We start from the raw sequence: 19,152 nt of genomic DNA, 5'->3' as shown, positions 1-19,152 counted from the left end.
TCCACGCAAGTATTCTTATCGGGTTTGCCCGAAATTATCCCCTTTCCCAGAAAAACGGGGGTTGAATGCCAAGCATGCGTAGGTAGACAAATCCCTGCCCGCGGTGATGGATTTCATTGTCTATAAAATAAAGAATGCTGTGGGCAACCGGCGATTTGTATTGTCCAAACAAGTTAAATTCTTCCGCAAAACGTTCTTCCGGTATCTTGTCAAATAGATCGATGAGTATTGGAGTAGCCTCGTCCCAGGCTTGTAAAAGCTGGGCTTTGGTTGAATAGTTTAGATTTTCGTTTAGCTCACCGCTTTTGTTATCTACGATCTCCTGTAGGCCGGGGACGGCAAGTGCCAATAATTCTTTCAACATATCCGCAAAAGTTCGCATGCCTTCTACTTTATAATGGAACAATTCTTCTTCGGGAAATTTTTCAATAGTTTGGCGGGTCAGTTTTCTATGGCCCAACCAGTGTTCAAGTAATTCTTGTTTAGAAATGATCGCTGTACTCATTTTTTTCGTATTTAAAATTTAAAAATTTACATCGCCTCTTGCGTTGTAATATGCCACAAATTTAGGTGGTCTAATGACAGCAGTATGGCAGTATGAATTTTTATACTCATTTTTTATTTCTTTTCTTCGAACCTCGTGGTCGTTGCTGATACGAGAAGGGGGCAGGGGGGTAAGGCAGTTTTCCTGTTACAGGATAAAATAAAAAAAATAATTCATTAATTATTTGACAGTTATAAAAATGTTTGTAACTTTGCAGTCCCTTAAAGGGGAAAGTATGTCTTGAGCGAAGCCCTACTGCTTCGAAGGACTTTTAATTAATTAATTTACAACATGTCAGGTATTATTGGAAAAAAAGTAGGAATGACGAGCCTGTTTAACGCTGATGGGAAAAATATTCCTTGTACAGTGATTCAGGCCGGGCCGTGCGTGGTTACGCAGATACGTACGGAAGAAAAGGATGGCTACTCGGCAATTCAACTTGGTTTCGACGAAGCTAAGGAGAAAAACACGACAGCTCCTTTGAAAGGGCACTTTGCGAAAGCAAATACAACGCCTAAGCGTAAGTTGGTAGAGTTTAAAACTTTCCCAGATGCAAAACAACTTGGTGACGTAGTTGACGTTACTCTTTTTGAAGAAGGTGAGTACGTAGATGTAGTCGGTACTTCAAAAGGTAAAGGTTTCCAAGGTGTCATGAAACGTCATGGATTTGGTGGTGTAGGTGGTGCGACTCACGGTCAGCACAACAGATTACGTGCTCCAGGTTCATTAGGTGCTTCATCATGGCCTTCACGCGTATTCAAAGGTATGCGCATGGCAGGTCGTACAGGTGGTGACAGAGTTAAAGTTCAAAACTTACAGGTGTTGAAAGTTTACGCTGAGCAAAACCTTATCGTTGTTAGTGGTTCCATTCCAGGAGCTAAAGGTTCTTATGTAATCGTAGACAAATAGTAGAGATGGAAGTTAAAGTTTTAAATTTATCAGGTAAAGAAACAGGTGCCAAGGTGCAACTTCCTGAGTCGGTATTTGGGTTAGAGCCTAACGATCATGCGATCTATTTGGATGTGAAACAATACTTAGCGAACCAACGCCAAGGAACTCACAAATCTAAACAACGTAACGAAATCGCGGGTTCTACTCGTAAATTACACAAACAAAAAGGTACAGGTGGTGCTCGTGCGGGTTCTATCAAATCTCCATTGTTTAATGGTGGTGGTCGTGTATTCGGTCCTCAACCTCGTGACTACTCGTTCAAATTGAACAAAAAACTGAAACAAGTGGCACGTAAATCAGCGTTGTCTTACAAAGCAAAAGATAATAACATTGTGGTATTGGACGAAGTGAAATTCGATGCTATCAAAACTAAAAACTATGTTGCTTTAATCGATGCGTTGAATGTAGCTGATGAGAAAACATTGTTGGTATTGCCAGCTTACGATGAAATTGTTTATAAATCAAGCAGAAACTTGAAAAAAGCAAAAGTTATTGTTGCATCTGATTTAAATACATATGATGTATTGAACGCAACAAAATTATTGTTGACTACAGATTCTGTTAAATCTTTGGAGGAAGCATTAGCTAAGTAATATGGAGATTATTAAAAAACCTATCTTGACTGAGAAAGCTTCTTTGTTAACGGAAAAATTAAACCGTTACGCTTTCAAAGTAGATCACAGAGCAAACAAAATCCAGATCAAAGCAGCTGTTGAGGCTATGTTTGGTGTTACAGTTCTTGCTGTAAACACTGCAGTAGTAGCTGGTAAAGCAAAAAGCCGTTACACAAAAGCAGGTTTCGTATCTGGTAGAGCTCCTAAGTATAAAAAGGCTGTCATTACGATTAAAGACGGCGAAACTATTGACTTTTACAGTACTATATAATAAAAAATGGCAGTTAAAAGATTCAAACCGGTAACCCCTGGTACTCGTTTTAGAGTGGGCGCAGACTACTCTGATGTTACTACAAACGTTCCTGAAAAATCGTTAGTAGTTAAAATCAACAAGAAATCAGGCGGTCGTAATAACTCCGGTAAAATGACTATGCGTTATCTCGGTGGGGGACATAAAAAAGTATACCGATTAATTGATTTCAAACGCGATAAAAAAGATATCCCTGCAAAAGTAGCTACTATTGAGTACGATCCAAATCGTACTGCTCGTATTGCATTGTTGCATTATGCAGATGGTGAAAAACGTTACATCATTGCTCCAGCTGGTTTAGTAGTTGGTCAAACTGTAATTGCAGGTGATAAAGTTGCCCCAGAAGTTGGTAATACATTACCATTAGCAAACATTCCATTGGGTTCTATCATCCACAACATTGAATTAAATCCTGGTCAAGGTGGTTCAATTGCTCGTTCGGCTGGTACTTATGCTCAATTGTCTGCTCGTGATGGTAAATATGCCATCATCAAATTACCTTCGAGCGAAACACGTATGATCTTGTTGACTTGTGTTGCTACGATTGGTTCAGTATCGAACCATGAAAGATCTAACCAAGTGTTAGGTAAAGCAGGTCGCAAACGTTGGTTAGGTCGTCGTCCAAGAGTTCGTGGTGTTGCGATGAACCCAGTAGATCACCCTATGGGTGGTGGTGAAGGCCGTACTTCAGGAGGCCACCCACGCTCACGTACAGGTGTATTAGCTAAAGGCTTCAAAACACGTTACAAGAAGAAAACATCGAATCGTTACATCATTGAGAGAAGGAAAAAATAATGGCTCGTTCAATTAAAAAAGGTCCTTATATCGATCACAACTTAGAAAGAAAAGTTCTTTCTATGAATGAAACTAACAAAAAGTCAGTTATCAAAACATGGTCTCGTAGATCAATGATTTCCCCTGATTTTGTTGGCCATACCTTCGCAGTGCACAACGGGAATAAATTTATCCCTGTTTATGTAACAGAGAATATGGTAGGTCACAAGCTTGGTGAATTCGCTCCTACGCGTACATTCAGAGGCCACGCAGAAAAGAAAAAATAATAGGTAATGGAAGCAACAAAAAAACTTAAAAAGTCTGTCTTAATTAGACAACGCAAAGAGCAAGAGAAAGCTCAACAAGGAGGAGCTTCGGATGCCAAATTATTGAACTGCCCGACTTCGCCTCGTAAGATGCGCTTAGTGGTAGATCTAATTCGTGGTCAACGTGTTGAAAATGCATTATACATTTTAAAACACTCAAGTAAAGAAGCTGCTGCTCGTGTAGAAAAATTATTATTATCTGCAATCAAAAACTGGGAAGCCAAAAACGAAGGTAAATCAGTGGAAGAAAGCGAACTAATTGTAAAAGAAGTATCAGTAGGTGGTGGTCGTCAATTGAAAAGATTACGGCCGGCTCCTCAAGGTCGCGGATACAGAGTTCGTAAACGTTCAAATCACGTTACGTTGGTAGTTGATAGCAAATTAAACGTTGAACAAAACTAATTTATTGAGAAATGGGACAAAAAGCAAATCCAATAGGTAGCAGATTAGGAATCATCAAAGGTTGGGATTCTAACTGGTTCGGAGGTAAAAACTATTCCGATAAATTAGTTGAAGACGAAAAAATCAGAAAATATCTTTCTGTTCGTATCGCAAAAGGTGGTGTAGCTAAAGTTGTTATCGAAAGAACGTTAAAACGTATCACTGTTACAATACACACTGCTCGTCCAGGTATCGTTATCGGAAAAGGTGGTCAAGAAGTTGACAAGATCAAAGAAGAGTTGAAGAAACTGACTAAAAAGGATGTTCAAATCAATATTTTCGAGATCAAACGCCCTGAGTTAGATGCGAAGTTAGTAGCAGAAGGTGTCGCTAAACAATTAGAGGCACGTATTTCATTCCGTCGTGCAATGAAAACTTCAATTGCTTCTACCATGCGTATGGGTGCAGAAGGTATCAAAATCATGTGTTCTGGTCGTTTGGGTGGTGCTGAAATGGCGCGTACTGAACAATACAAAGAAGGAAGAACTCCTTTGCACACATTGCGTGCTGATATCGACTACGCTTTAGCTGAAGCATTGACTACATACGGTAAAATTGGTATCAAAGTTTGGATCTGTAAAGGTGAAGTTTACGGTAAACGTGACTTATCTCCAAACATTGGTCAAGCATCTGGTGTAAAATCACGTGGCAACCACGAAGGTGGTGGCGAACGTCGTGACAACCGTAATAACAAAGGTGGTCGCGGTGGAAATAACCGTGGTGGAAACAACCGTGGTGGAAGCAACCGTGGTCCGAAAAAAGATTAATAGTTTTATTTAGATTACAACAAAAACCTGCTGAAGAAGCAGATTTAAAAAGTATACGAACATGTTACAGCCAAAAAGAACGAAGTTCAGAAAGATGCAGAAAGGCCGCATGAAAGGTAACGCTTCTCGTGGAGCGGAGTTAGCTTTCGGTTCTTTCGGTATCAAAACAATGGAGCAAGCATGGATCACTAGTCGTCAAATCGAGGCAGCTCGTATTGCGGTTACACGTTATATGAAACGTGAAGGTCAAGTTTGGATTCGTATTTTCCCTGACAAACCGGTTACGAAAAAACCTGCAGAGGTACGTATGGGTAAAGGTAAGGGTGCTCCAGAATACTGGGTAGCAGTAGTACGCCCAGGCCGTATGTTATTTGAAGCAGAAGGTGTGCCTTTGGAAATTGCCAAAGAAGCTTTACGCCTTGCCGCTCAAAAACTTCCGGTTCAAACTAAGTTTGTGATTCGTAGAGACTACGTTGAAGCATAAAATCTTGGTAATGTCATCATTTAAGCGTTAGGGCCGTTACCCCTAACGCTATATATAAACCGATGATAACCCAAATAACAACTGAAAAAACATGAAAAATTCAGAAATTTTAGAATTATCTAATGAGGACTTAAAAGCTCGTCTTGTAGAAGAGAAAACAGCCCTTACAAAATTGAAATTTGCACATGCTGTTTCAGCTATTGAGAACCCTAACGTGATCAAAGCAGCACGCAGAACTATCGCTCGTATCAGTACAGAGATCAGTGCACGCAACGCTGCAGCTAAAAATGAAACAGCCTCTGAGGCATAAATTTAAAGTCGAAATGGAAAGAAATTTAAGAAAAACAAGAATCGGCTTAGTAGTTAGCAACAAAATGGACAAATCTATCGTGGTATCTGTAGAGCGTAAAGTGAAACACCCGATTTATGGTAAGTTCGTTAAAAAAACTACTAAATTTAAAGCTCATGACGAAACTAATACCTGCGGTATCGGCGATACGGTATTAATTATGGAAACTCGTCCGCTGAGTAAAACAAAAAACTGGAGATTAGTTGAAATTATAGAAAGAGCTAAATAACATGGTACAACAAGAATCAAGACTTAATGTAGCTGACAATAGCGGTGCTAAACAAGTTTTAGTAATCCGTGTATTGGGCGGTACGCGCAAGCGTTATGCATCAATCGGAGATAAGATTGTTGTATCGGTGAAAAGCGCTATGCCTTCAGGAAACGTGAAAAAAGGTTCCGTTTCTAAAGCAGTAGTCGTTAGAACGAAAAAGGAAATCCGTCGTAAAGATGGTTCATATATCCGTTTCGATGACAACGCCGCTGTATTATTAAATAATAATGATGAACCACGTGGTACACGTATCTTTGGCCCTGTGGCTAGAGAGTTGCGTGAGAAACAGTTCATGAAAATTGTATCATTAGCACCGGAGGTTTTATAATTATGGCACAGAAAACAAAAACAACTACGCACAAAATCAAAATTAAAAAAGGTGATTTAGTGAAAGTTATCGCTGGTAACTCTAAAGGTGTTCAAGGAAAAGTATTAACTGTTTTAGTGGATAAAAATAGAGCTATCGTTGAGGGCGCTAACATCGTAAAAAAACACACTAAACCAAGTGCAGCTAATCCTAATGGTGGTATCATTGAGAAAGAAGCTGGTATTCACATCTCTAATTTAGCTGTTATCGATCCTAAAACAGGTGCAACTACACGTGTAGGTCGTAAGTTAAATGCAGATGGTAAATTAGTTCGTTACGCTAAAAAATCAGGGGAGGAAATTAAATAATGACTTACGTACCAAGATTAAAAGTGAAATATGCGGAAGAAATCCGTAAAGCACTTCAAGAAAAATTTCAGTATAAAAGTATTATGCAGGTTCCTAAACTTGAGAAAATCGTTGTTTCACAAGGCGTAGGAGCTGCAACAGCTGACAAAAAATTAATCGATAACGCTATCGCTGAGTTGACTTTAATTACAGGTCAACAAGCTGTGGCTACAAAATCGAAAAAAGATATTTCAAACTTTAAATTACGTAAAGGTATGCCTGTAGGGGCACGTGTTACTTTACGTGACAACAATATGTTTGAATTCTTGGATCGTTTGGTAGCCGTATCGCTTCCACGTATTCGTGACTTCCGCGGTATCAATGATAAAGGCTTTGACGGACGTGGTAACTACAACTTAGGTATCACTGAACAGATCATTTTCCCTGAGATCAACATTGACAAAATCAATAAGATCCAAGGTATGGATATCACTTTCGTGACTTCTGCTCAAAATGATGTTGAGGCTTTAGAATTGTTGAAACAATTCGGTTTACCATTTAAAAATCAAAATACTAATAACAATGGCTAAAGAAGGATTAAAAGCACGCGAAGTAAAACGCGCTAAATTGGTAGCTAAATATGCAGCAAAACGTGCAGAATTAAAAGCTGCTGGCGATTACGTTGCATTAGATAAATTACCTAAAAATGCTTCTCCAGTACGTTTACACAATCGTTGTAAATTGACTGGCCGTCCTAAAGGATATATGCGTCAATTCGGTATCTCTCGTGTAACATTCCGTGAGATGGCTTTGGATGGCAAAATCCCAGGGGTGAAAAAAGCTTCTTGGTAATTTAAAAAAAATACTTAATTTTGCCCGGGCAATTCAATTTAGGATTGCCGGGTTTTTTGCATTTTAAAATCGTTTAACAGATAGAAGGTCCCATACCAACGGTTGGGAGGGAAACCGCTGTCACAAATTTTCATATATAATGACTACAGATCCAATTGCGGATTACCTTACACGAGTAAGGAATGCCATCAAGGCCAACCACAGGGTTGTTGAAATTCCTGCATCGAACCTAAAAAAAGAAATCACAAAAGTTCTTTTTGATAAAGGTTACATTGCTAATTACAAATTCGATGAGAATGGCGTACAGGGTACGATCAAAATCGCATTGAAATATAACCCAATTAGCAAAATTCCGGCTATTCGTACGTTGACACGTGTGAGTAAACCTGGTTTAAGAAAGTATGCAAGCGTTGATACTATGCCCCGTGTTTTGAATGGTTTAGGTATTGCTATCTTGTCAACATCTAAAGGTGTAATGACAGATAAAGAAGCTAGACTTCAAAATGTTGGTGGTGAAGTTTTATGTTACGTTTATTAATCTAGGTAAAAGCACAAAGAAATGTCAAGAATTGGAAAAGCGCCTATCGCTATCCCTGCTGGGGTAACTGTTACTATTTCGGACAAAAACTTAGTTTCAGTAAAAGGTCCTAAAGGCGAATTAACACAACAAGTTGACCGTGACATCACGATTGCTCAAGAAGAAGGCAATATCGTTGTAACACGTCCAACTGATCAAAAGAAACACAAAGCATTACACGGTCTATACCGTTCCCTGTTGGCTAACATGGTTCACGGTGTGACTGAAGGTTACAAAACTACGCAAGAGTTAGTCGGTGTAGGTTACCGTGCTTCAAGTACTGGTAATGTATTAGAGTTAACTTTAGGTTTCTCTCACCAGATTGTTTTTGTATTGCCAAAAGAGGTTAAAGTATCAACTACTGCTGATAAAGGTAAAAACCCTACAATCACTTTAGAGTGTGCCGATAAGCAATTGATCGGACAAGTAGCGGCAAAAATCCGTGGCTTCCGTAAACCAGAACCTTACAAAGGAAAAGGTGTGAAGTTTGCAGGTGAAGTATTGAGAAGAAAAGCAGGTAAATCAGCTAAAAAATAATAATCATGGCAGGACAAAAAGCATCTCGTAGAGAGAGAATCAAAAAAGGAATCAGAAAAAACCTTGCTGGAACGTCTGAACGTCCACGTTTATCGGTTTTTAGAAGTAACAAAGGTATCTATGCACAGATCATTGATGACAATGCAGGTAAAACATTAGTTGCTGCATCTAGCTTATCAAAAGAGTTTGCTGCATCGGGTAACAAAGTGGAACAGTCTAAAGCTGTCGGTAAATTGGTTGCTGAAAAAGCAGTAGCAGCAGGTATTAATAAAGTAGTTTTTGACCGTAATGGGTACTTATACCATGGCCGTATCAAATCTTTGGCTGAAGGTGCTCGCGAAGGCGGTTTAGACTTTTAATCATAGAAAAAATGGCATTAAGCAATATAAAAAGAGTAAAATCAAGCGAAATTGAATTAAAAGATCGCTTAGTAAGTATCCAACGTGTAGCAAAAGTTACTAAAGGTGGTCGTACTTTCAGCTTCTCTGCAATTGTTGTAGTAGGTGATGAAAACGGCATTGTTGGTTATGGTTTAGGTAAAGCTAAAGAAGTAACTGAAGCAATCACCAAAGGTATCGATGACGCAAAGAAAAACTTGGTAAAAGTTCCTATTATCAAAGGTACTGTTCCTCACGCACAATATGGTAAATATTCTGGTGGTTCAGTGTTGATTAAACCAGCAGTAGGTGGTACAGGAGTTTTAGCTGGTGGTGCAATGCGTGCAGTATTGGAGTCTGCTGGTATCAAAGATGTATTGGCTAAATCATTAGGTTCTTCTAACCCACACAACGTGGTAAAAGCAACTGTAGCAGCTTTATCAGATATGCGTGATGCATATACAGTAGCACAACACCGCGGTGTCGATTTGAACAAAGTATTTAACGGTTAATTATCATGGCAAAAATCAAAATCACCCAGATAAAGAGCGTTATCGACAGAAGCGAGCGCCAAAAGAAAACTATTGAGGCATTGGGTTTGAAAAGAATCAACCACTCAGTAGAAGTTGAAGCTACTCCATCAATTATTGGAATGGTACGTAAAGTAAACCATTTAGTAGCTATCGAAACTATTTAATATTAGCATATGGAAGAGGTCGTTGGACTTCTTCCATTACTTGTTATTAATAATCATTATTTTTTAATCGCTAGTACCTGTTTAGTGAGAGCGAAGGGCTAGCACAATTTAGTTTAAAAATGAACTTAAGTAATTTAAAACCTGCAAAAGGTGCAGTAAAAAGTAGCAAACGTATTGGCCGTGGTACTGGTTCTGGTCGTGGTGGTACTTCAACGCGTGGTCACAAAGGTGCTGGTTCTCGTTCAGGTCACTCTACGAAAATCGGTTTCGAAGGTGGTCAAATGCCTTTGCAACGTCGTGTGCCTAAATTTGGTTTCAAAAACATCAACCGCGTAGAGTATAATGGCGTAAACTTGGATACTTTGCAAACGTTGATCGAGAAATACAATCTAACAGCTGTAGATTTCGATACGTTGAAAACTCATGGTTTAGTGTCTAAAAATGACAAAGTTAAAATCTTGGGTCGCGGTGAGTTGAAAGCTAAAGTTGAAGTAACAGCGCACGCGTTTACTGCTTCTGCTCAAAAAGCTATTGAAGCTGCAGGCGGTTCTATCGTTAAAATTTAATAAATGAAGAAACTAATCACAACCTTAACCAATATTTGGAAAATCGATGATTTACGTACGCGTATTTTAAATACCTTACTTTTTCTTTTGATTTACCGTATTGGATGTCACGTGGTATTACCAGGTGTAAATCCTCATGCGCTGGCTTCTGGTCAGAAAGAGGGTTTATTAGGCTTACTGGATATGTTTGCGGGTGGGTCATTCTCCCGTTCAGCTATCTTTGCTTTAGGGGTAATGCCATATATTTCGGCATCCATTGTTGTTCAATTGCTGGGCATCGCGGTTCCTTACTTCCAAAAGATGCAGAAAGAAGGGGAAAGTGGTCGTCAAAAAATGAACCAAATTACTCGCTATTTAACTTTAGGGATTACTTTGCTTCAAGCTTTTGCCTATGTGCGTACTCAGATCGAGCCAAGTGCTAAGACAATTGCAGATCCATTGTTCACTATTCTGACTGCAATAGTTTTGACAGGCGGTACTTTATTTGTGATGTGGTTAGGGGAAAAAATTACAGATAAAGGTATCGGTAATGGTATTTCTTTGATCATCATGACTGGTATTATCGCTCAATTGCCAAGTGGTATCACTGCGGAATGGGTTTCGAGAATGGCGAAAGGTGGTGGTGGTCCAATTCCATTGTTGCTTGAATTTGTGGCTTTGTTCTTTGTTGTGATCTTTACGATCTTGATCGTACAGGGAGTTCGTAAGATCCCTGTGCAATACGCGAAGAAAATTGTTGGAAACAAGCAAGTCGGTGGGGTACGTCAGTATATTCCTTTAAAGGTAAATGCTGCAGGTGTAATGCCTATCATTTTTGCACAGGCGATTATGTTTGTGCCGATGAGTTTGGGGCAGTTCTTCCCAAATCTTCAGTCGGAGTTTTTGACTTCGTTGAGTAACTATACTTCTGTAGCGTATAACGTAACATTCGCGGTGCTAATTATCGCATTTACGTTTTTCTATACAGCAATCATGGTGAACCCACAACAGATGTCGGACGACATGAAGAAGAACGGAGGTTTTGTTCCGGGTATTAAACCGGGATTAGAGACGAGTAATTTTATAGACCGCGTAATATCAAATATTACATTTCCTGGCGCGATTTTCTTAGCGATCATTGCTATTCTTCCTGCTATTGCAAGTTTGTTTGGTATTAATAATCAATTTGCGCACTTCTATGGAGGAACGTCTTTATTGATTTTAGTAGGTGTGGTGTTGGATACTTTGCAACAGATTGAATCTCATTTGTTGATGCGTCATTACGATGGATTAATGAAAACAGGTCGCATTAAAGGCCGTTCGGCTGCGTCTGTTGAGGGAATGGATCATTCGGCAATTTAATTTCTTTAGATGTCTAAAGTATTTTATAAGTCAGCAGAAGATATAGAGCAATTGCGAAAGTCCGCAGATGTGCTTTCGCAATTGCTTGGTGAAATCGCAAAAGTGATTAAGCCTGGGGTAAAGACTATATCTCTTGATAAATTAGCTTATGAGTATATTCATGATAACGGAGGGACGCCAGCGTTCTTAAATTATCAAGGATTTCCATATTCTTTGTGTATATCTGTCAACGATCAAATTGTACACGGTTTTCCCAGCGACTACGAAATTAAAGACGGAGATCTTGTTTCAGTCGATGGAGGTGTCAATTTGAACGGTTTTATCAGTGATTCTGCTTATACCTTTGGTGTGGGTGAAATATCTGAGGAAGCACAATTGTTGTTGGATGTAACAAAGGAGTCATTGTACAAAGGTGTTGAGCAAGCTGTTGCTGGTAAGCGTGTCGGAGATATTTCTTCGGCTGTCCAGGAATATGTGAGCAAATTTGGGTTTGGAATTGTGCGTGAGCTGGTAGGACATGGTGTGGGTTACCACTTACACGAAAAACCTGAGGTTCCTAATTATGGAAAACGTGGGGCTGGCCCAAAACTGGAAGAAGGTTTGGTTATTTGTATCGAACCGATGATCAACGCTGGGCGTGCAGGTGTTCGTTTTTGGGATGATGGTTGGACAGTAAGTACAGTGGATGGGAAATTATCGGCGCACTTCGAACAGATGGTTGCAATCCGAAAAGGAGAACCAGATGTGTTGCTGACATTCGAACATGTAGAGAAAGTTTTGAACAAAAAGTAGTTGGTTTTCAATTATTTTTATTTATCTTTGCACTCCTGTTCGCAGGCTTTTAAATTAAATTTAATCGAGAATATATGGCTAAACAAGCCTCAATAGAACAAGACGGTATAATTAGAGAGGCACTTTCTAATGCTATGTTTAGGGTAGAGTTGGAAAATGGACATGAAATCATTGCCCATATTTCTGGTAAAATGCGCATGCACTATATCAAAATTTTACCTGGTGATAAAGTTAAATTGGAAATGTCTCCGTATGATTTGACTAAAGGAAGGATTACTTATCGCTATAAATAGCAGTAAGCCCTTGTATTAGTGCAAGCTTTTGAAAAAATAAATATCATGAAAGTAAGAGCATCAATAAAAAAACGTAGCGCGGACTGTAAGATCATCCGTCGTAAAGGTAAAGTTTTTGTAATCAACAAAAAGAACCCTAAGTTTAAACAACGTCAGGGTTAATTCATTAAAAAAATAATAGCTTAATATTATATGGCAAGGATAGCAGGTATTGATTTACCTAAAAACAAAAGAGGTGTGATCGGCCTTACCTATATTTTTGGTATCGGTCGTACAAGAGCTGAATATATCTTGGAAAAGGCTGGTATCAGCGAAGATGTGAAGGTACAAGAATGGAATGATGACCAATTGGCAGCAATTCGTACTATCATTAACGACGAATTGAAAGTTGAAGGAGCATTGCGTTCCGAAGTTCAATTAAACATCAAACGTTTAATGGATATCGGTTGTTACCGCGGATTGCGTCACCGTAAACATTTACCAGTTCGTGGTCAACGTACTAAAAACAACTCACGTACTCGTAAAGGTAAACGTAAGACAGTTGCAAACAAGAAAAAAGCTACTAAATAATAAATAAGAAATGGCTAAAACTAAAAAAGCTGCAAAAAAGCGTATCGTTGTTATCGAACCTGTAGGTCAGGCTCACATTAACGCAACGTTTAACAATATCATTGTAACTTTGACGAATAATCAAGGTCAAACTATTTCTTGGTCTAGTGCTGGTAAAATGGGTTTCCGTGGTTCTAAAAAGAACACGCCATATGCTGCTGGTCAAGCTGCACAAGACTGTGGAAAAGTTGCACACGACTTGGGTCTACGTAAAGTTGAAGTGTTTGTAAAAGGTCCTGGTGCTGGTCGTGAATCTGCTATCAGAACATTACAAACTGTGGGAATTGATGTGACTACTATTAAAGATATCACTCCGCTTCCTCACAACGGTTGTCGTCCTCCAAAACGTAGAAGAGTTTAATTAATTTAAAGATAAGATTCATTGGCTATAGGCTGATAGATACTTTAATTGTAAAAAAAAATGGCTAGATATACAGGACCTAAGTCCAAAATTGCCCGTAAATTTAGAGAGCCGATCTTCGGCCCGGATAAAGCGTTAGAAAAGAAAAATTACCCTCCTGGACAACATGGAGCTTCTAAACGCAGAGGAAAGCAATCTGAATATGCTATTCAGTTGTTGGAAAAACAAAAAGCGAAATACACTTATGGTGTATTGGAGCGTCAATTCGCTAATCTATTTGCTAAAGCTTCCTCTAAACAAGGTATTACAGGTGAGATCTTCTTGAAATTACTTGAAGCTCGCTTGGACAACGTAGTTTACCGTTTAGGTATTGCTACATCCCGTGCCGCTGCTCGTCAGTTGGTATCCCATAAACACATTACTGTTAACGGTGAAGTTGTTAACATTCCATCATATAGCTTACGTCCTGGTGACGTTGTAGCAGTTCGTGAACGTTCTCAATCACTTGAGGCCATTACAAATTCAGTTGCAGGTCGTACTGTAAATAAATTTTCTTGGTTAGAGTGGAATGCGAAGGAATTGAAAGGTACTTTCTTAAGCTATCCAGAAAGAGCTGATATTCCTGAAAACATTAAAGAGAACTTAATCGTTGAGTTATACTCTAAATAATAAATAAAATAGAGGAATGCATAGTCCAATTTTGGGGTATGCATCTTCTATTGTATTACTATTATTATTACAAATAAAAAATTAAAAGAAAATAAATGGCAATTTTAGCATTTCAAAGACCGGATAAAGTTATCATGCAAAAATCTACGGATTTTGATGGTACGTTTGAATTTCGTCCATTGGAGCCTGGTTTTGGTGTAACCATTGGTAATGCTTTGCGCCGTATTCTATTGTCCTCTTTAGAAGGATATGCAATTACGTCGATAAGGTTTTCTGGCGTTTCGCACGAATTTTCAACGATCAAAGGTGTTGTTGAAGACGTAACTGAAATTATCTTGAACTTGAAACAAATCCGTTTCAAAAAAACAGGTGAGATTGGCGACAACGAAAAGGTATTTGTAGTAATCAATGGTCAAGAACAGTTCTTAGCTGGTGATATCACCAAGTTCTCTAATAACTTTACGGTTTTAAACCCTGACATGGTAATCTGTAACATGGATAATTCAGTGACAATTGAATTGGAATTGAGTATTGCCAAAGGTCGTGGATACGTAAATGCTGATGAGAATAAAGTCGTTGATGCGCCAGTAGGTGTTATCGCAATCGATTCGATCTTTACTCCGATCAAGAATGTTAAATATACCATTGAGAATTACCGTGTAGAGCAAAAAACTGACTATGAGAAATTATTGTTAGACATCTCTACTGATGGCTCAATTCACCCTGAGGAGGCGCTGAAAGAAGCTGCTAAAATCTTAATTCAACATTTTATCTTATTCTCTGATGAGAATATGCTTCTTGAATCTCAAACAAAAGAAGAAACTAAAGTTGTTGATGAAGAAATCTTACACATGCGTAAGATCTTGAAAACAGAGTTAGTAGATCTTGATCTCTCTGTGCGTGCATTGAACTGCTTGAAAGCTGCTGATATTCGCACATTAGCTGAGTTGGTTACTTACGACGTAGCTGATATGTTGAAATTCAGAAACTTCGGTAAAAAATCGTTAAGTGAAATTCAGGAGTTGGTGAAATCGAAAGGTTTGTCATTCGGAATGAACTTGGCAAAATACAAATTAGACGAAGAATAATAATTTAATAAGCGACCACTATATATAATTCCTCTTGTGCTGATGGCTGAATTTGATGGAATAGAAACCATCGAATGTTTAGTAGATTAGCGAATGCAAGAACGGTATATGTAGTATAATAAAATCCAAAATGAGACACGGAAAAAAAGTAAATCACTTAGGCCGTACGGATAGCCATAGAAAAGCAATGTTGGCTAACATGGCAACGTCATTGATCAAACACAAACGTATTACAACTACTTTGGCTAAAGCAAAAGCGTTGCGTATGTATGTTGAGCCATTGATTACTAAATCTAAAAATGATACGACTCACTCTCGTCGTACAGTATTCGCTTACTTGAAAGATAAAGATGCAGTTTCTATCTTATTCCGCGAAGTATCTGAAAAAGTGGCTAATCGTCCAGGTGGTTATACACGTATCATCAAAATGGAAAACCGTTTGGGTGATAATGCAGAGATGGCTTTCATCGAGCTAGTTGACTACAACGAAATCTACGGTAAAAAAGCTGCTGCTTCTGAGAAAAAAGCTACTCGTCGTCGTGGTGGTGCTAAGAAAGCTGCTGCTGCCGAAACTGAGGCTGCTGTTGCCGAAACTGAAGCTCCTGCAGAAGTTAAACCTGAAGTAGAAGGTGAAGAAAAAGTTGACGGAGAATAGTCTTCTTCCGATATAGCATAAAAAAGTCCTCTTTTTAAGGGGACTTTTTTTATTTTATAACCATTCCTACCGTTATAACTAATATATTTGTATTGCTAAAATCTGATAGCTTTTTCTATTACTAGCTATTTCGTTTATCAATCTATAATTCATTAAGATGAAACCATTTAATGTTTATCCCATTAATCCCATTAACATTGTAAAGGCTAATGGATCGACGGTGTGGGATGCCGAAGGAAATGCTTACTTGGACTTGTATGGTGGTCATGCGGTGATATCGATCGGACACACGCACCCACATTATGTACAACGTATCACAGAACAATTGAACCGTATTGGCTTCTATTCTAACTCTGTTGAAATTCCAATTCAGCGTGAACTTGCCCGATTACTAGGGGAAGTTTCCGGTAAGGTTGATTATGAGGTATTCCTTTGTAATTCGGGCGCGGAAGCAAACGAAAATGCGCTCAAGCTAGCTTCTTTTTATAACAAACGGAAAAAGGTTATAGCGTTTTCAAAAGCTTTTCATGGCAGAACGTCCCTTGCAGTGGCAGCAACAGACAATCCAAGTATCGTGGCGCCCGTTAATGAGACAGACCATGTTGTATTTCTTCCTTTTAATGATGAAGATGCTTTAAAGGTCGCCTTCGAATCATATGGTAATGAAATTTCGTCTGTGATTATTGAAAGTATTCAAGGGGTAGGAGGGATCAGAGAAGCCTCAGTATCTTTTCTTCGATTGATCCGATCGCTTTGTGACCAATATAATGCTGTATTTATTGCTGACGAAGTACAATGTGGGTATGGAAGAACTGGCTTGTTTTATGCGCAAGATTACTCTGGCGTTGACGCAGATATTTATACCATGGCAAAGGGTATGGGAAATGGTTTTCCTATTGGCGCAATTAGCATTTCACCCAAATTTGAGGCTAGTTATGGCAGTTTAGGAACGACATTTGGAGGGAATCATCTGGCCTGCGCAGCTGCTTTGGCTGTGTTGGAAGTGATGCAACAAGATAAGCTTATGGAAAATGCTGCTCAGGTGGGACAATATCTTATTGATGAACTTAGGCAGATTGAAGAGATTATAGAAGTGAGAGGCCGAGGTTTAATGATCGGTATAGAATTGCCGGAATCTTTGGCTCATGTAAAGAAAGATCTCTTGTTAAAGAATCGTATATTTACTGGAGAAGCTAAGCCTTTTGTCATTCGCTTGCTGCCTGCTTTGAATATTACAAAGGAGCATGCTGATCAATTTTTAGTGGCATTGAAGAAGCAGATCAGTGCAGTAACGGTTGCATAAGACTGCCGCGAGGGCTAATCCATTGTGGTATTAGCTCGAGCAGATTATATTGTGTTGTATTAGTTTAAATATATACGGAGTGTGACGTGTCTAAATATTGTCCGTTGAAGTGCACTCGAATAAATAAATATTGATGAAAAGATTTTTCTCTGTTAAGGATGTACCTAGTATAGCTGACGTGGTTCAAGAAGCGTTGGCATTGAAGGCTGCGCCCTATGATAATCAGGAACTCGGTCAGCATAAGACGTTGGGACTTGTTTTTTTGAATCCGAGTTTGCGTACACGTTTAAGCACTCAGAAAGCGGCGATGAACTTGGGGATGAATGTCATGGTCATGAATATGGATAAAGACGGCTGGGCTCTTGAGACACAGGACGGTGTTGTGATGAACGGGACAACTGTTGAGCATATCCGTGAGGCCGCAGCTGTAATGGGTGAATATTGCGATATTTTGGGACTACGGTCATTTCCAAAACTGAAAGACCGTGAAGAAGATTATAGCGAGGACCTTTTTAACAAATTCATGAAGTACTGTGGGGTTCCTGTTGTTTCGTTAGAGAGCGCAACACGTCACCCTCTACAGAGTTTAACGGATATGATTACCATCACGGAGTACAAGAAGGTTGAAAAACCAAAGGTAGTGTTAGCTTGGGCTCCTCACGTTAAGGCTTTACCTCAGGCAGTACCTAATTCTTTTGCAGAGTGGATGTGTAAAGCACAAGAAGAGGGATTGGTCGATTTTACGATAGCTCAGCCTATGGGATACGAGTTAAGTGAAGAGTTTACCGCTGGTGCAACTATATCAAATAATCTCGAGGAAAGTTTAAATAATGCTGATTTTGTTTATGTAAAAAATTGGTCTTCTTATCAGGAATATGGTGAGGTATATGGTGTTGAAGATAATTGGATGATGGATAACAAGAAGCTCAATTTGACGAATGATGCTAAAGTTATGCATTGTCTGCCTGTAAGAAGAGATCTGGAATTATCTTCTGAGATTCTGGACGGTCCAAATTCACTTGTAATTAAAGAGGCTAGCAACCGTGTATGGGCTGCTCAGGTTGTTTTGAAACGTATGTTAGAGGATTTGGTATAATCCAGTCCTATTGATTATTGAAAAACTATTTTTATTGGGAAAAGTTGCGTAATGGCTAATAGTGTATTAAATATAATTAAAATTGGTGGTAATATTATTGATGATGAGCACCAATTAGATTCTTTTTTAGAAAAGTTTTCCGCATTGTCGGGAAAGAAGATTCTTGTGCACGGCGGGGGCAAAATTGCGACTCGTTTAGCCAATGAATTGGGGATTGACGCCCAAATGATTGAGGGACGTCGTGTCACAAATGAGGAAATGTTACGCGTGGTAACAATGGTATATGCTGGGTTGACAAACAAGACTATCGTTGCCAAATTACAAAATTTGAAATGTGATGCTGTTGGATTAACAGGAGCTGATGGCGATGTTATAAAAGCGATCAAACGGCCTGTTAAGGATATCGATTACGGTTTTGTGGGTGATTTGCTTCATGACTCTGTAAACACCCTTGCGATTAAAAAATTTCTAGAAGCTGGGTTTGTTCCTGTATTTTCAGCGATTACACACAATGGCCTCGGTCAATTGCTTAATACCAACGCGGATACCATTGCCTCTTCATTGGCGGTTTCTTTAGCTTCGTTGTATGAAACTTCTCTGGTTTACTGTTTTGAGAAGAACGGTGTTTTACGTGATGTAACAGATGAAAATTCTGTCATTCCAACCATTAAGTCTGAAGAGTTTGAACAGCTTAAGGAATCCGGTGTCGTTCATGAAGGAATGATTCCTAAGCTGCAAAATGCATTCAATGCTATAAATAAAGGTGTTCAAGAGGTCTATATTGGAAATGCCAATAATTTGCATTTATTCCAACAAGGGCAATTTGGTACCTGTTTGACATTAAAATAAAAATC

33 protein-coding genes are annotated in these 19,152 nt (G+C 38.9%); 32 read left to right on the top strand and 1 reads right to left on the bottom strand.

Annotated elements, in window-relative coordinates; translation table 11 throughout:
* Positions 1 to 34 precede the first annotated feature (34 nt).
* On the bottom strand, positions 35 to 505 hold the full coding sequence (locus tag B2107_RS03005) for a DinB family protein (RefSeq protein WP_293952987.1): 471 nt from the start codon (positions 503 to 505) through the stop codon (positions 35 to 37).
* Between the two features lie 330 nt (positions 506 to 835).
* On the opposite strand from B2107_RS03005, the gene rplC reads away from it, so the two are divergent.
* The 32 genes from rplC to argB all read left to right on the top strand — a co-directional run bounded on the left by rplC (position 836) and on the right by argB (position 19,147).
* Entirely contained in the window at positions 836 to 1,453 is a 618-nt protein-coding gene (gene rplC, locus B2107_RS03000) for a 50S ribosomal protein L3 (protein ID WP_046674864.1), read from the top strand.
* 5 nt (positions 1,454 to 1,458) lie between these two features.
* A complete protein-coding gene (gene rplD / locus B2107_RS02995; protein WP_209577699.1) occupies positions 1,459 to 2,088 on the top strand; it encodes a 50S ribosomal protein L4 in 630 nt (209 codons plus the stop codon).
* 1 nt (position 2,089) lies between these two features.
* A complete protein-coding gene (rplW, locus tag B2107_RS02990; RefSeq protein ID WP_046674866.1) occupies positions 2,090 to 2,380 on the top strand; it encodes a 50S ribosomal protein L23 in 291 nt (96 codons plus the stop codon).
* A 6-nt stretch (positions 2,381 to 2,386) separates the two neighbouring features.
* On the top strand, positions 2,387 to 3,214 hold the full coding sequence (gene rplB, locus B2107_RS02985) for a 50S ribosomal protein L2 (protein ID WP_293952985.1): 828 nt from the start codon (positions 2,387 to 2,389) through the stop codon (positions 3,212 to 3,214).
* Positions 3,214 to 3,480, top strand: coding sequence for a 30S ribosomal protein S19 (gene rpsS, locus B2107_RS02980; RefSeq protein ID WP_002997495.1), 267 nt, complete (start codon positions 3,214 to 3,216; stop codon positions 3,478 to 3,480). The genes rplB and rpsS overlap by 1 nt, the downstream gene beginning before the upstream one ends.
* Before the next feature lie 6 nt (positions 3,481 to 3,486).
* Entirely contained in the window at positions 3,487 to 3,921 is a 435-nt protein-coding gene (gene rplV / locus B2107_RS02975) for a 50S ribosomal protein L22 (protein WP_077438121.1), read from the top strand.
* A gap of 11 nt (positions 3,922 to 3,932) precedes the next feature.
* Positions 3,933 to 4,727 (top strand): 30S ribosomal protein S3, encoded by a 795-nt coding sequence (gene rpsC / locus B2107_RS02970; RefSeq protein WP_046674869.1) that lies wholly within the window; start codon positions 3,933 to 3,935, stop codon positions 4,725 to 4,727.
* A gap of 61 nt (positions 4,728 to 4,788) precedes the next feature.
* Complete coding sequence (rplP, locus tag B2107_RS02965) at positions 4,789 to 5,211, top strand: 50S ribosomal protein L16 (protein ID WP_046674870.1); 423 nt, start codon at positions 4,789 to 4,791, stop codon at positions 5,209 to 5,211.
* A gap of 91 nt (positions 5,212 to 5,302) precedes the next feature.
* Positions 5,303 to 5,521, top strand: a complete 219-nt coding sequence (gene rpmC, locus B2107_RS02960; RefSeq protein ID WP_293952983.1) for a 50S ribosomal protein L29 — start codon at positions 5,303 to 5,305, stop codon at positions 5,519 to 5,521.
* A 13-nt stretch (positions 5,522 to 5,534) separates the two neighbouring features.
* Positions 5,535 to 5,789, top strand: coding sequence for a 30S ribosomal protein S17 (gene rpsQ / locus B2107_RS02955; protein ID WP_046674872.1), 255 nt, complete (start codon positions 5,535 to 5,537; stop codon positions 5,787 to 5,789).
* A 1-nt stretch (position 5,790) separates the two neighbouring features.
* Positions 5,791 to 6,159: a 50S ribosomal protein L14 gene (gene rplN / locus B2107_RS02950; protein WP_046674873.1), complete on the top strand. Its 369-nt coding sequence runs from the start codon at positions 5,791 to 5,793 to the stop codon at positions 6,157 to 6,159.
* Positions 6,160 to 6,161: 2 nt separating this feature from the next.
* On the top strand, positions 6,162 to 6,506 hold the full coding sequence (gene rplX, locus B2107_RS02945) for a 50S ribosomal protein L24 (protein WP_070570406.1): 345 nt from the start codon (positions 6,162 to 6,164) through the stop codon (positions 6,504 to 6,506).
* Positions 6,506 to 7,075: a 50S ribosomal protein L5 gene (gene rplE, locus B2107_RS02940; RefSeq protein ID WP_046674875.1), complete on the top strand. Its 570-nt coding sequence runs from the start codon at positions 6,506 to 6,508 to the stop codon at positions 7,073 to 7,075. The genes rplX and rplE overlap by 1 nt, the downstream gene beginning before the upstream one ends.
* Complete coding sequence (rpsN, locus tag B2107_RS02935; protein ID WP_028071569.1) at positions 7,068 to 7,337, top strand: 30S ribosomal protein S14; 270 nt, start codon at positions 7,068 to 7,070, stop codon at positions 7,335 to 7,337. The genes rplE and rpsN overlap by 8 nt, the downstream gene beginning before the upstream one ends.
* A 136-nt stretch (positions 7,338 to 7,473) precedes the next feature.
* Complete coding sequence (gene rpsH / locus B2107_RS02930; RefSeq protein ID WP_223584601.1) at positions 7,474 to 7,875, top strand: 30S ribosomal protein S8; 402 nt, start codon at positions 7,474 to 7,476, stop codon at positions 7,873 to 7,875.
* A gap of 21 nt (positions 7,876 to 7,896) precedes the next feature.
* Complete coding sequence (rplF, locus tag B2107_RS02925) at positions 7,897 to 8,451, top strand: 50S ribosomal protein L6 (RefSeq protein ID WP_070570404.1); 555 nt, start codon at positions 7,897 to 7,899, stop codon at positions 8,449 to 8,451.
* Positions 8,448 to 8,810, top strand: a complete 363-nt coding sequence (gene rplR, locus B2107_RS02920) for a 50S ribosomal protein L18 (protein ID WP_370877906.1) — start codon at positions 8,448 to 8,450, stop codon at positions 8,808 to 8,810. Before rplF ends, rplR begins: the two co-directional genes overlap by 4 nt.
* Positions 8,811 to 8,836: 26 nt before the next feature.
* Positions 8,837 to 9,340 carry a 30S ribosomal protein S5 gene (rpsE, locus tag B2107_RS02915; protein WP_307188052.1) on the top strand — a complete coding sequence of 168 codons (504 nt, stop codon included), beginning with the start codon at positions 8,837 to 8,839 and terminating at the stop codon, positions 9,338 to 9,340.
* Positions 9,341 to 9,345: 5 nt separating this feature from the next.
* The gene (gene rpmD / locus B2107_RS02910; protein ID WP_046674880.1) at positions 9,346 to 9,525 is read left to right on the top strand and encodes a 50S ribosomal protein L30; all 180 of its coding nucleotides are present in this window, start codon (positions 9,346 to 9,348) and stop codon (positions 9,523 to 9,525) included.
* Positions 9,526 to 9,644: 119 nt separating this feature from the next.
* Positions 9,645 to 10,091, top strand: a complete 447-nt coding sequence (gene rplO / locus B2107_RS02905; RefSeq protein WP_293952979.1) for a 50S ribosomal protein L15 — start codon at positions 9,645 to 9,647, stop codon at positions 10,089 to 10,091.
* Positions 10,092 to 10,094: 3 nt separating this feature from the next.
* Entirely contained in the window at positions 10,095 to 11,432 is a 1,338-nt protein-coding gene (gene secY / locus B2107_RS02900; protein WP_046674882.1) for a preprotein translocase subunit SecY, read from the top strand.
* Positions 11,433 to 11,441: 9 nt separating this feature from the next.
* Positions 11,442 to 12,224 carry a type I methionyl aminopeptidase gene (gene map, locus B2107_RS02895; protein ID WP_046674883.1) on the top strand — a complete coding sequence of 261 codons (783 nt, stop codon included), beginning with the start codon at positions 11,442 to 11,444 and terminating at the stop codon, positions 12,222 to 12,224.
* A gap of 74 nt (positions 12,225 to 12,298) precedes the next feature.
* Positions 12,299 to 12,517, top strand: a complete 219-nt coding sequence (gene infA, locus B2107_RS02890) for a translation initiation factor IF-1 (RefSeq protein ID WP_002997456.1) — start codon at positions 12,299 to 12,301, stop codon at positions 12,515 to 12,517.
* 45 nt (positions 12,518 to 12,562) lie between these two features.
* Positions 12,563 to 12,679, top strand: a complete 117-nt coding sequence (gene ykgO, locus B2107_RS02885) for a type B 50S ribosomal protein L36 (RefSeq protein WP_013665024.1) — start codon at positions 12,563 to 12,565, stop codon at positions 12,677 to 12,679.
* A gap of 30 nt (positions 12,680 to 12,709) precedes the next feature.
* Positions 12,710 to 13,087: a 30S ribosomal protein S13 gene (gene rpsM, locus B2107_RS02880; RefSeq protein ID WP_209577713.1), complete on the top strand. Its 378-nt coding sequence runs from the start codon at positions 12,710 to 12,712 to the stop codon at positions 13,085 to 13,087.
* A 10-nt stretch (positions 13,088 to 13,097) separates the two neighbouring features.
* Positions 13,098 to 13,487, top strand: coding sequence for a 30S ribosomal protein S11 (gene rpsK, locus B2107_RS02875; protein ID WP_046674885.1), 390 nt, complete (start codon positions 13,098 to 13,100; stop codon positions 13,485 to 13,487).
* A 60-nt stretch (positions 13,488 to 13,547) separates the two neighbouring features.
* Positions 13,548 to 14,156 (top strand): 30S ribosomal protein S4, encoded by a 609-nt coding sequence (gene rpsD / locus B2107_RS02870; protein ID WP_293952976.1) that lies wholly within the window; start codon positions 13,548 to 13,550, stop codon positions 14,154 to 14,156.
* A gap of 95 nt (positions 14,157 to 14,251) precedes the next feature.
* Complete coding sequence (locus B2107_RS02865) at positions 14,252 to 15,244, top strand: DNA-directed RNA polymerase subunit alpha (RefSeq protein ID WP_046674887.1); 993 nt, start codon at positions 14,252 to 14,254, stop codon at positions 15,242 to 15,244.
* Between the two features lie 130 nt (positions 15,245 to 15,374).
* Complete coding sequence (rplQ, locus tag B2107_RS02860) at positions 15,375 to 15,899, top strand: 50S ribosomal protein L17 (RefSeq protein ID WP_293952974.1); 525 nt, start codon at positions 15,375 to 15,377, stop codon at positions 15,897 to 15,899.
* 157 nt (positions 15,900 to 16,056) lie between these two features.
* A complete protein-coding gene (locus B2107_RS02855) occupies positions 16,057 to 17,202 on the top strand; it encodes an aspartate aminotransferase family protein (RefSeq protein ID WP_293952972.1) in 1,146 nt (381 codons plus the stop codon).
* Positions 17,203 to 17,335: 133 nt separating this feature from the next.
* The gene (locus B2107_RS02850) at positions 17,336 to 18,298 is read left to right on the top strand and encodes an acetylornithine carbamoyltransferase (RefSeq protein ID WP_293952971.1); all 963 of its coding nucleotides are present in this window, start codon (positions 17,336 to 17,338) and stop codon (positions 18,296 to 18,298) included.
* Positions 18,299 to 18,349: 51 nt separating this feature from the next.
* On the top strand, positions 18,350 to 19,147 hold the full coding sequence (gene argB, locus B2107_RS02845; protein WP_293952969.1) for an acetylglutamate kinase: 798 nt from the start codon (positions 18,350 to 18,352) through the stop codon (positions 19,145 to 19,147).
* Positions 19,148 to 19,152: the final 5 nt, after the last annotated feature.

Origin of the sequence: Sphingobacterium sp. UBA7855, assembly GCA_002500745.1 — a bacterium.
Classification (GTDB): Bacteria; Bacteroidota; Bacteroidia; order Sphingobacteriales; family Sphingobacteriaceae; genus Sphingobacterium.
The sequence above is the reverse complement of the archived record's forward strand: the minus strand, read 5'-3'. Positions and strand labels throughout refer to the sequence as shown.